The sequence below is a fragment of the Chelativorans sp. AA-79 genome, assembly GCF_029457495.1.
In the GTDB taxonomy this organism is placed as follows: domain Bacteria; phylum Pseudomonadota; class Alphaproteobacteria; order Rhizobiales; family Rhizobiaceae; genus Chelativorans.
In genome coordinates this window covers 1,898,919-1,912,926 of the sequence record NZ_CP120361.1, presented here as the reverse complement: position 1 = coordinate 1,912,926, position 14,008 = coordinate 1,898,919, and the positions used below count along the sequence as shown (strand labels likewise).

Genomic DNA, 14,008 nt, shown 5'->3' with positions numbered 1-14,008 from the left:
GCATGCGCCCGCCGCTTGAGCTTCACGAAATGGATGACCTGGGGCTAGCTCTTCTCCCCGGCGAGCGCCTCCAGCGTCAGGATGAGGCCTGAATGATCCTTCTCGCCTTCCCCCATGGCGATCGCCGCATTCATGAGTTGCTGGGTGGTCGCAGTGTTGGGCAGCATGAGGTCGAGCGCCTTGGCAGCGTCCACCGCCAGCGTCAGGTCCTTGCGATGCAGCTTGATGCGGAAGCCCGGATCAAAGGTGCGCTTGATCATGCGCTCCCCGTGCAGCTCCAGGATGCGCGAGGCGGCAAGCCCGCCCATCAGCGCCTGGCGCACCTTGACAACGTCGGCCCCCGCCTTCTTCGCGAATATGAGCCCCTCGGCCACCGCCTGGATGGTCAGGCCGACGATGATCTGGTTGGCCACCTTCGCCGTCTGCCCGTCGCCCGAGCCGCCGACCAGCGTGATGTTCTTGCCCAGCTTCGCGAAAATGGGCTTCGCACGCTCGAAGGCTTCTTCCCTGCCGCCCACCATGATGGTGAGCGAAGCGTTCTTCGCCCCCACCTCGCCGCCGGAAACGGGCGCATCGAGATAGTCGCAGCCGAGCTTCTCGATCCTTCCCGCGAAATCCTTTGTCGCCACCGGCGAGATCGAGCTCATGTCGATGACGAGCTTGCCGGGCTTCAGCCCCGCCGCAACGCCCGCCTCGCCGAACAGCGCCTCGCCGACATCCGGCGTGTCGGGCACCATGAGGATGATCACGTCCGACCGCTCGGCCACGGCCTGCGGGCTTTCCACCGCCTCGCCGCCCTTCTCCACCAGATAGCGCGACGGCTCTTTCACGCGATGAAGGAACAGCGTGTGACCGGCATCGATCAGGTGGCCAGCCATCGGCCTGCCCATCACGCCGAGCCCGATGAATCCGATTTCCATTGGCCTCTCCTCAGATCCTTCCGCCAGCCCAGCCGAGCCCCGCGCCGGAGCCCGCCTTGGGCTTGTATTCGCAGCCCACCCAGCCGTCGTAGCCCAGCCGGTCAAGCGCCTCGAAGATGAAGGGGTAGTTTATCTCGCCCGTGCCCGGCTCGTTGCGGCCGGGATTATCGGCGATCTGCACATGCGCGATGCGGTCCTTCAGCCGCTCGAACGTGGCCACCAGATCGCCCTGCATCACCTGCATGTGGTAGAAATCATACTGGATGAAGAGATTGTCCGAACCGACCTTTTCGAGGACGCGCTCGGCGTGGTCCGTCCGAGAGACGACGAAGCCCGGAATGTCCCGCAAATTGATCGGTTCCAGCAGCAGCCTTATGCCGGCGTCCTTCATCTGCGGGGCGGCGTAGCGGAGATTTCCCACCAGCGTCTCCTCGAGCGCCTCGGCAGCGATCCCCTGCGGCGCGATGCCCGCGAGCACATTGACCCGCTTGCAATCGAGCGCGCGCGCATAGCGGATCGCCGTCTCGACGCCTGCCCGAAACTCCTCCACCCGGCCCGGCAGCGAACCGAGCCCGCGCTCGCCACCGGCCCAGTCGCCGGAGGGCACGTTGAACAGCGCCTGCTCAAGCCCATTCCTTCGAAGAAGTTCCGCGACCTCCTCCGCCGGCAGATCGTAGGGGCCGAGATATTCCACTGCCATGAAGCCGTCCCTCGCCGCAGCGGCGAAACGCTCAGTGAAGGGCAGTTCCGGATAGAGCATGGAAAGATTGGCGGAAAATTTCGGCATGGGCTTCCTCAGGCAATGAATCGTGTGCGATGCATCATGCGCTTGTGGCGCGGATCGGGGCTCGGCACCGCGGAGATCAAGCTTTGCGTGTAGGGCTCGCGCGGGGCGGTGCAGATCCGTTCGGCCGTCCCCATCTCCACCAGCCGCCCGCGATGCATGACCGCCACCCGGTCGCAGAAATAGCGGACGACCGAGATGTCGTGCGAGATGAAGATGAAGCTCAGGCTGAGCCGCCGTTGGATGTCGAGCAGGAGGTCGAGGATCTGCGAGCGGATGGAAACGTCGAGCGCGGCGGTCGCCTCGTCGGCGATGATCACGCGAGGATCGAGCGCGAGCGCGCGGGCGATCCCGATGCGCTGTCTCTGCCCACCCGAAAAAGCGTGCGGATAACGCTCCATGGCGAGCGGATCGAGGCCGACCAGTTCCAGAAGCTCGCCCACGCGCGTTGTCAATGCCGCTCCGCGCGCCGTGCCGCTCACATAGAGCGGATCGCCGATGATCTGCTTCACCGTCATGCGCGGATTGAGCGAGGCGAACGGGTCCTGGAAAATGAGGCGTACGTTGCGATGATATGTCCTGAGCCCCTGCTTGCCGAGCGTCGCAACATCCACCGGCCGGCCTTCGCGATCGAAATAGGTGATATTCCCTTCAGTGGGCTCCACCGTCCTGAGGATAAGCCGGCCAAGTGTTGTCTTGCCGGAGCCGCTTTCGCCCACGATACCCAGGTTCTCGCCGGGGAAGAGGTCGAGGCTCACATCGTCGACGGCCTTCAAGGCGTTGCCGCCGGCGCCGTAGAGCTTGGAAAGGTTGCGCACCGAGAGAACGGGCGTCTTCCCGCCCGCCATCGTTTCCGGTCCCGCACCGCGGTTCTGCTCCAGCTTCACCGTCGCGTCGAGTAACGCGCGCGTATAGGGGTGGCGAGCATCGTGAAAGATGTCGTCGGCGCTGCCCTGCTCGACAATGCGCCCGTAGTGCATCACCGCCACCTCGTCGGCGATCTCGGCCACGAGACCCATGTCATGGGTGATCAGCAGCATCGCCATGCCGCGGCTTTGCTGGAGTCGCCTGATGAGGTCGAGGATCTCGGCCTGCGTCGTTACGTCCAGTGCGGTGGTGGGCTCGTCGGCGATGAGGATATCGGGGTCGCAGGCGAGCGCCATGGCGATCATCGCGCGCTGCCGCATGCCGCCCGAGAACTCGAAGGTGTAGCGGTCGACCATCTTTTCCGGATTGGGAATTTCGACCTGCCGCAGCAGGTCGATGGCGGCCATCCGCGCGGCGCGCTTGCTCAGCTTCCGGTGCAGCCTCAGCGCCTCGACGATCTGGGAGCCGATCGTGTGTACGGGCGAAAGCGAGCTCATCGGCTCCTGAAAAATGAGGCCGATGCGCCCTCCCCGGATCTTCAGGAGCTTCGGGCTGCGTTCGGCAAGGCGCGCGATGTCCGTCTCGCCGCCCTTGCCCTTGAGCAGGATGCGCCCGCCGGCGATGCGGCCGTTCCGGTCGATGATGCGTAAGAGCGCCCGCGCGGTGACACTCTTGCCCGAGCCGCTTTCGCCCACCAGGCAGAGCGTCTTGCCGCGCGTCAACTCAAAGCTCACATCTCGAGCAGCATGAAGGATGTGGGTGCGCAGGTTGAAGTCGAGGCTGAGCTTCTCGACCTTGAGCACCACGTCGGCGTCGCTGCCGGCGGCAATGACGGGTTTTTCCGCGGTCATGATCCCCATTGGTGCTCCCTTATGAATCATAGGGGTCGGCCGCATCGCGCAGGCCGTCGCCGAGGAAGTTGAAGGCGAGCACCGTCAGCACCACCGCACCCGCCGGCCAGACGAGCAGCCATGGGGCAGTGGCGATTGTGCGAACGTTCTGCGCTTCCTGCAAAAGCACGCCCCAGGAGACCACCGGCGGCTTGAGCCCGATGCCGAGGAAGGAAAGCGCCGTCTCCGCCACGATCATGGTGGGGACGGCGAGTGTCACCACCGCGAGGATGTGGCTGGTGAGCGAAGGGAGGATATGCCGGAAGATCAGCCGGCGCTCACCCGACCCGTCGAGCCTCGCGGCGGTTACGAAGTCCTCGCTCCTCAACGCATAGAAGCGTCCGCGCACCTCGCGCGCGAGCCCTGTCCAGCCGAAGAGCGAGACGATCAGCGTGATGACGAAATAAACCTGCAGGGGCGACCAGGTGAGCGGGATCGCCGCCGCCAGCCCCAGCCAGAGCGGGATTGTCGGCATCGAGCTGATGACCTCGATGATGCGCTGGATCACCATGTCCACCGCGCCACCATAAAAGCCCGAGAGACTGCCGAGCGTCACGCCGAGGAGAAGGCTGATGCAGACGCCGACCAGCCCGATCGACATGGAGACGCGCGTGCCATAGATGAGCCGGCTGAGCAGGTCGCGGCCGAGCTTGTCGGTGCCCAGCAGATGCATGGTGTCGCCCGGCCGGATCGGCCCAAGCAGATGCCGGTCCATGGGAATGAGGCCCCACATGCGATAGGCCGGTCCCCTCACGAAGAAGCCGATGGGCACGACCTTCGTCTCGTCCACCACATAGCTGCGGCGGAGCGAGGCCTGATCGACCTGCATGGAATAGCCGGTGACATGCGGCATGAAGCGCGAGCCGCCGTCGGGCTCCGTCACGAAGAGCCTCATTTCCTGCGGCGGCGCATTGGTGAATTGCGGCCGCGCCGCGTTGGGCAGCGCCGGTGCCAGGAATTCCGCAAAGGCGCCGATGAGGTAGAGCATCAGGATGATGATGCCGGAGGCGACCGCCACCTTGTTGCGGGTGAACTTCCGCCAGATCAGCGTCCACTGCCCGGCCGCGGCGATTTCTCCCACCTCCGCTCCAGGCTTCAGCGGGCTGATGGCCGGTCCGGTCTCCGCCGGCCCCTCGAGGAAGATGTGCGTGCTCATCAGGTGAACCGGATCCTTGGGTCAAGCAGGGCGAGCAGGATGTCGGAGACGAGCATGCCCACCAGGGTCAGCACGCCCATGAGCAGAATGAAGCTGCCGGCGAGATACATGTCCTGCGAGATCAGCGCCCTCAGAAGCAGCGGCCCGGCCGTCGGCAGGTTGAGCACGATCGCCGTGATGGTGACGCCCGAGATCAGTTCCGGCAGCACCCAGCCGATGGCCGACACGAACGGGTTGAGCGCGATCCGGACGGGATATTTCACCACCACCTTGTATTCGGGCAGGCCTTTTGCCTTGGCGGTGATCACATAGGGCTTGTTGAGCTCGTCGCTTAAGTTGGCGCGCAGGATGCGGATCAGCGCCGCCGTGCCGCTGGTTCCGATCACGATCACCGGAATCCAGAGATGGGAGAGAAGGTCGAGGAATTTTGCCCAGGACCATGGGGCATCGATATATTCGGGCGAATAGAGCCCGCCCACGCTCTGGCCGAGAAATTTGTAGGAGACGTACATCAGCGTGAGCGCCAGAATGAAATTCGGCACCGCCAGCCCGATGAAGCCGAGGAACGTGAAGGCATAGTCGCCGAAAGAATGCCGGCGCATGGCCGAATAGATGCCGATCGGCAGCGAGACGGCCCAGACGAAGATGAGCGAGACAATTGAAATCGCGAGCGTCGAGCCCATCCGCTCCCAGATGAGGTCGGCCACAGGCCGGTTCCACTCGAAGGAATAGCCGAAGTCGCCGCGCAAGAGGATGCCGCTCATCCACTTCCAGTACTGCAGCCAGATCGGGTCATCGAAGCCGTAGATTTCGCGCAGCCGCGCCACCTGCCCAGGGTCCACGTTCTGGCCGGAGTCCGTCATCATCGCGATCATCGAAGTGAGATAATCGCCCGGCGGAAGCTGGATGATGAGAAACGCGATGATCGACATGCCGAACAGAGTCGGGATCATATAGATCAGACGCTTGATGACGTAGCGCAGCATCTTGCGCTGCCTCCTCCCTGGAGCATGATCCCGGACAGGATCATGCGGCCAATCAAAAGTCCTTCCCTCAGGCCCAGGTGATGTGGACCACCTCGACCAGATCGATGCCGGGCACCCTCGCGGTCACCCGCCCGTCCTCCACCCGCGCATCCGCCTTCGTGCCGGCCACGACGAGCCGCGCGCCCGCGAAGGAGCGGCCCTCGGGGACCGCCACCGAGACATCCTGTGGGCCCACGGGATAGATCTCCCGCGTCGGCCCCTTCATCATCATCGGGTTGGAGAGGTTCTGCATCGCCACCGCGAGTTCATCCTTGCCTTCGCGGACGGCGATGTCCAGCACCGCCTTTCCCGCCACCTCCACATCGGGCCGCTTGCCCAGCGCCCAGCGCACGGCGTTCTCGATGAGCCGCTGATGGTCGGCGGCCAGCACCTCCCAGAAGATGCGGCCGATGTTCCAGGGAACGTAGACGGTGCGCCCTCCGCCCTCGTGCCGGCGCGCCACGACCGCGGCTCCCTTGGGCGCCTCGCGCGGATAGACCTCCTCCATCGGCAGGTCCGGGAAGTCGGGCACGTAAAGGAACGGCGCCTCCGTATCCGCCGCCGCCTCGACGGCGATCAGATGCGTGCCGCCGATGATGCGCTCCGCCCCCTCGTAGCCGCCCGCGATCGGATGATCGCCATTGACCGCCACATAGGTGTTCTGGACCGGCCCGCGCGCGGGGCTCGTCATCCTCACGCCGAGAAGATCGCCAAGCGCCAGCGTCTCGCGCGGGCGGTTGTCCTCGTCGCGTGTCGAGGTCTCGTAGGCCGCCACCACGCTGCCGCCGCGTGCCACATAGGCTTCGAGCATGGCGCATTGCGCGTCCGACAGGCAGGTCGAGTTGGCGAGGATTACGACCTTGAAGCGGTCGAGCTGCTCCGGCGTCATCGCCTGGTCGGACAGCATTTCGAAGGGAAGCTTCGCCTCCACCAGCGCCTGGTAGAAGCCGAGATCGTCGGCCTCCGCCTCCTTGCGTGTCTCCTGCCCGTGGTGACGCAGCGTGGTCGCCGGATCAAGGATGGCGATCTCCGCCGTCGGCGTCGTCGCGGCGAAGACCGGCTCCAGCACGGCATGCAGGCCGAAGCTTTCCACGATGGGTTCCACCCAGCGCCTGTCGGGTACCACGCCGTTGAACTTGGTGAACCAGGGCAGCATGCCCTGCACCGCGCCATCGAGCACCCAGGATTGTATCTCCGGCCCGGTGGTAACGGAATCTTTCCAGCGGTGCTTCTCCTCCGGCCCGATCGAGGTGATGAGGATCGCCGGCCGCTCGCGGAAGGTGGCGCGCATGCGCTTGCCGTTGCGGCCTGACATCCAGATGGGCTCCGTGCCGCGCCGGCCCTGGTCGTCCACCACGAGGAATGGGCAGTGCTTCTCGATCAGCTTCAGGTCGAATTCCGTGAGCGACACGCTGCCCATATTGGGGATGAAGCTGCTGTTCGGCTTGACCGCCTTCATCACCTCGTCCCACTCGACCACGAGCCGGCTCAGCACCGTGCGCCGCCAGGCGGCCCAGGCCATCCAGGCCGGGTCCTCGGGATTGGCGGTGAGAGGCAGGTCGTAGCCCGAGGCGTCGCGGAAATTCCTCCGGCAGGTCTCGCAATAGCAGACCCCGTGCCCCTGCCAGCGATTGGCGAAGATCGCGTCGATATCGTAGTCGCGGGTGATCTCCTCCAGCACCCGCGGCATGAATTTGAAATTGTAGTCGCTGTAGGCGCAGGTGATCCACACGCTCGGATAGGCCCAGTGCCGGCGCTTGTTGCCATCCTTGTCGACGGCGATCCATTCGGGATGCGCATCGGCGGCATCCTGGTGGACCGCATGCGGGTCCACGCGCGCCATCACATGCATGCCGAGGCGCCGCGCCCCCTCCACCAGTCGGCCGAAGGGATCGGTGTCGCCCAGATATTTGCTCACATAGTGGAGCGGCACCTTGGAGGGATAGTAGGCGATGTAGCCGCCGGCGCTCAGGCAGGTCGCGTTCGACTTGGATCGCTTGAAGAGATCGATCCAGAATTCGGGATCGAAACGGATGGGATCGTCCTCTGCCAGCGTAAGCTGCGTCCAGCGCGTCGCCGACCTGTACCAATCGGCGGTCCTGAGATTGTCCGTGGATTGCGCGTTGGTTTGCAGCATCTTTTCTCTCTGTTTTCCGACAAACGAGGTCCCATCGCCGGCCCGCAGCCGGGGCCGGCGCTTTATGTTTTTCAGGCGTTCAAGAGCCCTTTAGGCCTTGAAGAACTGCTCCGGCCTGGCGGGCGCGGGCGTCGGCCAGCCGAATGAATTCGGCATGGTCTTCAGCACGTTCATCATGTCGTTCTTCACGACGCCGTAGCCGTCCGGCGGAAGGCTGACCCCGAACGTCAAGAACAGGTCCGCCGCATTTTCCAGAATCTGCTTCATCAATGCGTTCTGCTGTTCCGGGCCAGCCGTGGCGAGCAGCTTCTTGTAGAGATCCTGCTGCGCCTTCACCTCCGCGGGCGGTTCGATCGCGTCCGGATTTTCCGGGTCGAGATAATAGAGAGACCAGCCCGGCGCGTAGAGCGAGTTGGTCGAGAACGGCACGAAATAGCGCGGATCCAGCATCGCCGCGATACCGCTATTGGCGCCGAACTGATGCGCCGTCGCATCGAAGTCGCGACCGCGGCGCACGCGCGTCTCCCAGAGCGACCGGTCCATGCTCCTCACCTGCGCGTCAACGCCCACCGCCTGGAACATGGGCACGGCGAGCTGGAACATGTCGAGGAAGGTGGTGCGCGTCTGGTCGATCTCGAAGATGATGGACAAGCGCCGTGCGCTCTCGTCAAGCCGGTATCCCTCGCCATCCTTCTCGGGGATGATCTCGTCCAGCATCGCATTGGCGGTGTCCGGGTCGTATTGGGTGAAGTCCTTGGCCAGCCGCTCCACATAGAGCGGATCGTCAGGCCGGATCGAGGCCTGCGCGGGCTCGCCCTGCCCCACGAAGACGGCATCGATCAAGGCCTGCCGGTCGACGGCAAGCGACAGCGCCTGGCGGAACGCCTTCGTGTTGAACAGCTTGTTCTTGACCGGATCGGTGTGGTTCAGGTTGAGCTGGAAGACCATCACATTGGCGGCGGTCTCCTTGAGCGTGTAGAAGCCGTAGCCGCCCGCCTCCTGCCCGTCGAACAGCACAGGCTTGTTGGCGGGCGTGGCGATGTACTGGTCCATCATGTCGATCTCGCCCTGCAGCGTCTTGAGCAGCAGGACCTCCGGATCGGCCACCATCTGGTAGACGACGCGGTCGAAATAGGGCAGCTGCATGCCTCCCGGATCGACCTTGAAGTAATAGGGATTGCGGACCGCGACCGCCTGCTCCGTGTTCTGCCCTGGCGCGATGCCGCCTTCCAGATCGAAAGCCCACGCGTTCAGCGTCGGCCGTTGCGGGTTCTGGAAAAACGTGTTGTCGTCCGCAAAGCCCACCTCGCGCTGGAACAGCGCGATCCAGCTTTCCAGCCCCCGTTCCTTGGCGAGCTTGTCGGCATCCGGATTGTAGCGGATGTGGAACTGCTGCAGATAGTGCTTGGGCATGCGGGTGAGCTGATCCTGCTGGGCCCAGGCGAGATTCTGCACGAAGAAGCCGTTCGGCGATGGGAAGACGACCTTGAAGGTGGTCTCGTCGACGATCTCGACACGGGCCGGCTTGCCGCCGGCATACCACCAGGTGTTGCCGCCGAGATTGGTTTCCTCGTCGTTGAAATAGGCGTCGTACCAGAACTGCACATCCTCGGTTGTGAAGGGATGCCCGTCCGACCATTTGTGACCTTTGCGCAGGCGGAACGTGTATTCCGTCGCCTCCGCATTCACTTCCCAGGACTCGGCCGTGTTCTCGATAAGTCCGGACCACTCCGGATCGAAGCGGACGAGCGGTTCATAGCCCTGATAGCGCACGAGCATTGAGAGCGAGCCGCCGCCAACCAGCGCGTGCTTCCAGTCGCCACCCTGTCCGCCCGCACGCTCGAAAGGCGTGATCACCAGCGGGTTTTCCGGCAGACGCTCGGCGACAGGCGGCAGCGTGCCGCTCTCCACCCTGTCCTTCAGGAAATCCGCTTCCTTGATATCGGCGGCATTGACGAATTTGGGCAATGCCAGGGTTCCGGCCAAAGCGGAACTGGCGGCGATGAACGCCCTGCGGCTCAGTCTCACCATTTCGATTTCCTCCTCCTCGGCCAGGTCGTTTTTGATCAACCGTTAGCCAAAACGAAGGCTTGCATAAACTTCTTTGTTAGGTAAAGCGTTATGTTCCACAAAAGAACAGCCCGAATTCGCCGCAGAAGCGCTCAAGTGCTGGAAGACTGTGAAAATCGGTTGTGGGCGCTTATTTTACGGTGAATAAAGCGCAAAACGCTTTAGGTTACGTTATGCGCCGCAATATGAGCCTTGAAACGGATAGCCGATGGCAAAAGTCACTCTCGCAACGATCGCCCAGCACACCGGGCTTTCCAAATTCGCGGTTTCGCGCTCGCTCTCGGGCAAGGACGGCGTTTCGGAGGAAACGCGCCGCCGCGTGAGGGAGGCGGCAGCGCAGCTCGGCTATAGCCGCGCAGACGCCGAGCCGGAGCAGCTCACCCTCGGCGTGATCTTCCACGACACGGATCTCATCAACAGCGAACTGCATCTCCTGATCCAGAACGGCGCCCAATCGGAGGCGGAAAGGCTCGGCTATCGCCTCAACATGCGCTGGACGCACCAGCCTGAAGAGATCGAGGCAGCCGTGCGCGCCTGCAGCGGCGCCGTCCTCGTGGGCCCGCACAGCCCTGAGAGCCTCGCCCGCGCCTACGCACAGGGCAAGCCGATCGTACGGCAGGGTTGGCTCGATCCGCTCGAACAAGCCGACCATGTCGGCGGCACGGACCATGAGGGCGGGGCCGCCGTCGCCAATTATTTGCTGGCGCTCGGCCATCGCTCGATCGCCTATGTGCACGGGGCGCCGGGCTACCGCGGGCGCATCGAACGCTTTTACGGCGTGCGGGAAGTCCTGGAGAAGCATAGCGATGTCGAGTTCCGCGAGATGAAGTTCCACGCGGAGATGCGGTTTACCGAGCATCTGCTCGCCGTCCACGCGGCGGGCTTCCGTCCGACCGCCTTCTTCTGCGCCCATGATGGGCTGGCGCTGACCGTCGTCTCGGAGCTTCTGCGTCTGGGCTACCGCATACCGGAGGATGCATCCGTGGTGGGTTTCGGCGACTATTCCGCCGCCACGCAGATTTCGCCGCAACTGACGACCGTCAAGGTCTACGGTCATCAGATAGGGGCGGCCTCCGTACGCCTGCTCGACGACCGGATCAACGGCCGCATTCCGCCCGACACCGCCGTACGCATGCATATTGCCAACCGCATCGTCGAGCGCGCCTCCTGCGGCCCGAGAAAGATGTCCGAAGCTTCCGTGGCATCGGCCTTGTAGCAGCGGCTGTCACCGATGCCGTCACGGGCGGCGATCGACCTGGGGGACGCATATACTGACGTAAAGATATAAACATCTCTTTATGTCTTATTGACATTTGTCCCTTTTCGTCCGAGAGTGGGGTCGTCATGGTTCTCCGGCCGTCACCCGCGACGGGCTGGAGCTAAGAGGGAAGCCGGTGCGCAAATGCAAGGCCGGAGCTGCCCCCGCAACTGTATGCGGCGAGCCGATGTCCATTCATGTCACTGAGGCATTTGCCCCGGGAAGACGGATTGAGGCGACAACCCGCGAGCCAGGAGACCTGCCATGGCAGATATCGTCCACGGGCGGGGTGTCCCGGTGTGTCGCAGCAATGGCCGCTGCCACGGCCTTTCTTGCAGGCGTCCGCTGCCCCATGCCCCCAACATCTGGGGTAAAGTCATGACTCGATCCACAGTATCCGTTGCAACGATCGGTGTGCCGCGCATAGGCCGCCGCCGTGAACTGAAATTCGCACTCGAATCCTACTGGTCCGGCAAGTCGCCCGCCGAGCATCTGCTGCAAACGGCAAAGGCCCTGCGCAGAGCCAACTGGACCGAGCAGCGAGACCGCGGCGTCACGATAATCCCGTCCAACGACTTTTCCCTCTACGATCATGTGCTCGACACGGCCGTCATGGTCGGGGCTGTCCCGGCGGCCTATGGCTGGACGGGCGGCGAGGTGCCCTTGGACACCTACTTCGCCATGGCACGCGGCAGCCAGGATGGAGCCGCCTCGGGATGCGGTCATCCCGGCCACGAACACGGCGTGACCGCTCTGGAAATGACGAAGTGGTTCGACACCAACTACCACTACATGGTCCCGGAACTTTCGGACGATCAGGTTTTCGCTCTGTCGTCGACCAAGCCGATCGACCATTTCCTCGAAGCGAAGGAGATCGGGGTCCATACAAGGCCCGTGATCCTCGGTCCCGTCACGTTCCTCAAGGTTGCGAAATCGCATGCCGAAGGGTTCAACCCGATCTCGCTTCTGCCGAAGCTGTTGCCCGTCTATCAGGAACTCCTGCGCGAGCTGGCGGCGGCAGGTGTCGATTGGGTGCAAATCGATGAGCCGGCCCTCGTGCTCGACCTCGTTCCCAACGAACGCGACGCGTTCAAATTCGCCTATGACAAGCTTGCCGCAGCCGCACCGGACTTGAAGGTTATGCTCGCGACCTATTTCGGCGCGCTGGGCGACAATCTCGAGACCGCGCTCTCGCTGCCGGTCGCGGGGCTGCATGTCGATCTCGTGCGCGCACCGCAACAGCTCGAGCCGGTCGCAAGCCTGGCGCGCGAGGATCTCGTGCTGTCGCTCGGCGTGATCGACGGGCGCAATGTCTGGCGCGCCGACCTGCCCTCGATCCTCGACCGGCTCGGACCGGCGGTGGCGGATCGGCCGTCGGAGCATATCGAGGTGGCGCCGTCGTGCTCGCTGCTGCACGTGCCGATCGACCTGGAGCTCGAAACCGCACTCGATGCGGACGTAAAATCCTGGCTCGCTTTCTCGGTGCAGAAGATGGACGAGCTTGTCGTGCTCTCCCGCGCACTGTCGGGAGGCAGGGACGCGGTGCATGCCGAGCTGAAGGCATCGGCCGAAGCCGCCGCGGCACGCGCCGCATCGCCCAAGGTGCACGATCCCCAGGTGGAAGCCCGCACCGCCGGTATCCGTGACGCCATGACACGGCGCCGGAGCGCATTCCTGGAGCGCCGCAAACTGCAGGAGAGCAAGCTCGGCCTGCCGCCGTTCCCGACGACAACCATCGGCTCCTTCCCGCAGACGATGGAGGTGCGCAAAGCGCGCGCGGCCCATGCGAAGGGCGAACTGAGCCAGACCGATTACGAAGCCTTCCTGAAGAAGGAGACCGAAGCCGCCATCCGCTGGCAGGAGGAGGTCGGCCTGGACGTGCTGGTCCATGGTGAGTTCGAGCGCAACGACATGGTGCAGTATTTCGGCGAGCAGCTTTCGGGCTTCGCCTTCACCAAACATGCATGGGTGCAGAGCTACGGCTCGCGCTATGTCCGCCCGCCGATCATCTATGGGGATGTGTCACGGTCGCGTCCCATGACGGTCTCGTGGTGGCGGTATGCCCAATCGCTGACCGGCAGACCCGTGAAAGGCATGCTCACCGGCCCGGTGACCATCCTCAACTGGTCCTTCGTGCGCAACGACATTCCCCGCAGCCAGACCTGCCGCCAGATCGCGCTCGCCATACGCGACGAAGTCCTGGACCTCGAAGAAGCCGGCGCGACGATGATCCAGATCGACGAGGCCGCCCTTCGCGAGGGCCTGCCGCTCCGCCGGTCCGACTGGAAGACCTATCTCGACTGGGCGGTCGAGAGCTTCCGGCTCGCCTCCTCGGGCGTGGACGACGCCACCCAGATCCACACCCATATGTGCTATTCGGAGTTCAACGACATCATAGACGCCATCGCCGCGATGGATGCCGACGTCATCTCCATCGAGACCTCGCGCTCGAAGATGGAGCTTCTCGATGCGTTCCGGAACTACAAATACCCCAACGAGATCGGCCCGGGCGTCTACGACATCCACTCACCGCGCGTGCCGGAGGCGGAGGAGATGGTGCACCTCGTCAAGCTTGCCCGCGAACGCCTGTCCGATGCCCAGCTCTGGATCAACCCTGACTGCGGGCTCAAGACTCGCAAATGGGAAGAGGTCCGCCCCGCCCTGGTCAATATGGTGGCCGCAGCGAAGCAGTTGCGGGTAGCAGCCTGATTGAACAGGCCCCGGCGCCACGGCCGGGGCCGCCGCCTGCTAGTTCGCCATATCCCGTCTCAATCGCGCTCGCATGAGAGTCGTTGGACGGATCAAGAACGCACCATCAGGGATGGAATGCAGCCATCGAACTATAGACTTGCGCTTTCAATATATTTTCAAAACGACCGATATTTCATTTTCCTCTGGCTG

General features: G+C 63.8%; 9 protein-coding genes and 1 riboswitch. Of the genes, 2 read left to right on the top strand and 7 right to left on the bottom strand.

Annotated features, from left to right (window positions below):
* Positions 1–44: 44 nt before the first annotated feature.
* The 7 genes from PVE73_RS09230 to PVE73_RS09200 all read right to left on the bottom strand — a co-directional run bounded on the left by PVE73_RS09230 (position 45) and on the right by PVE73_RS09200 (position 9,810).
* Positions 45–920 carry a 2-hydroxy-3-oxopropionate reductase gene (locus tag PVE73_RS09230; protein ID WP_277366652.1) on the bottom strand — a complete coding sequence of 292 codons (876 nt, stop codon included), beginning with the start codon at positions 918–920 and terminating at the stop codon, positions 45–47.
* A gap of 10 nt (positions 921–930) precedes the next feature.
* Positions 931–1,707, bottom strand: a complete 777-nt coding sequence (gene otnI, locus PVE73_RS09225) for a 2-oxo-tetronate isomerase (protein ID WP_277366651.1) — start codon at positions 1,705–1,707, stop codon at positions 931–933.
* An 8-nt stretch (positions 1,708–1,715) separates the two neighbouring features.
* Positions 1,716–3,431, bottom strand: a complete 1,716-nt coding sequence (locus PVE73_RS09220) for an ABC transporter ATP-binding protein (RefSeq protein ID WP_277366650.1) — start codon at positions 3,429–3,431, stop codon at positions 1,716–1,718.
* 10 nt (positions 3,432–3,441) lie between these two features.
* A complete protein-coding gene (locus PVE73_RS09215; RefSeq protein WP_277366649.1) occupies positions 3,442–4,617 on the bottom strand; it encodes an ABC transporter permease in 1,176 nt (391 codons plus the stop codon).
* Positions 4,617–5,603, bottom strand: a complete 987-nt coding sequence (locus tag PVE73_RS09210; RefSeq protein WP_277366648.1) for an ABC transporter permease — start codon at positions 5,601–5,603, stop codon at positions 4,617–4,619. Before PVE73_RS09210 ends, PVE73_RS09215 begins: the two co-directional genes overlap by 1 nt.
* 67 nt (positions 5,604–5,670) lie before the next feature.
* Positions 5,671–7,779 carry an alpha-amylase family protein gene (locus tag PVE73_RS09205; protein ID WP_277366647.1) on the bottom strand — a complete coding sequence of 703 codons (2,109 nt, stop codon included), beginning with the start codon at positions 7,777–7,779 and terminating at the stop codon, positions 5,671–5,673.
* Between the two features lie 90 nt (positions 7,780–7,869).
* A complete protein-coding gene (locus PVE73_RS09200) occupies positions 7,870–9,810 on the bottom strand; it encodes an ABC transporter substrate-binding protein (protein ID WP_277366646.1) in 1,941 nt (646 codons plus the stop codon).
* 247 nt (positions 9,811–10,057) lie between these two features.
* Here PVE73_RS09200 and PVE73_RS09195 point away from each other — a divergent pair, with 247 nt between their 5' ends.
* Complete coding sequence (locus tag PVE73_RS09195; RefSeq protein ID WP_277366645.1) at positions 10,058–11,065, top strand: LacI family DNA-binding transcriptional regulator; 1,008 nt, start codon at positions 10,058–10,060, stop codon at positions 11,063–11,065.
* A 112-nt stretch (positions 11,066–11,177) separates the two neighbouring features.
* Positions 11,178–11,389, top strand: a riboswitch (cobalamin riboswitch).
* Between the two features lie 96 nt (positions 11,390–11,485).
* Positions 11,486–13,816 (top strand): 5-methyltetrahydropteroyltriglutamate--homocysteine S-methyltransferase, encoded by a 2,331-nt coding sequence (gene metE, locus PVE73_RS09190; RefSeq protein ID WP_277366644.1) that lies wholly within the window; start codon positions 11,486–11,488, stop codon positions 13,814–13,816.
* The last annotated feature ends 192 nt before the right edge of the window (positions 13,817–14,008 follow it).

Coding starts and splice junctions, on each gene's coding strand:
- PVE73_RS09230 (WP_277366652.1), bottom strand. CDS start 920: ATGGAAATCGGATTCATCGGGCTCGGCGTGATGGGCAGGCCGATGGCT.
- otnI (WP_277366651.1), bottom strand. CDS start 1,707: ATGCCGAAATTTTCCGCCAATCTTTCCATGCTCTATCCGGAACTGCCC.
- PVE73_RS09220 (WP_277366650.1), bottom strand. CDS start 3,431: ATGGGGATCATGACCGCGGAAAAACCCGTCATTGCCGCCGGCAGCGAC.
- PVE73_RS09215 (WP_277366649.1), bottom strand. CDS start 4,617: ATGAGCACGCACATCTTCCTCGAGGGGCCGGCGGAGACCGGACCGGCC.
- PVE73_RS09210 (WP_277366648.1), bottom strand. CDS start 5,603: ATGCTGCGCTACGTCATCAAGCGTCTGATCTATATGATCCCGACTCTG.
- PVE73_RS09205 (WP_277366647.1), bottom strand. CDS start 7,779: ATGCTGCAAACCAACGCGCAATCCACGGACAATCTCAGGACCGCCGAT.
- PVE73_RS09200 (WP_277366646.1), bottom strand. CDS start 9,810: ATGGTGAGACTGAGCCGCAGGGCGTTCATCGCCGCCAGTTCCGCTTTG.
- PVE73_RS09195 (WP_277366645.1), top strand. CDS start 10,058: ATGGCAAAAGTCACTCTCGCAACGATCGCCCAGCACACCGGGCTTTCC.
- metE (WP_277366644.1), top strand. CDS start 11,486: ATGACTCGATCCACAGTATCCGTTGCAACGATCGGTGTGCCGCGCATA.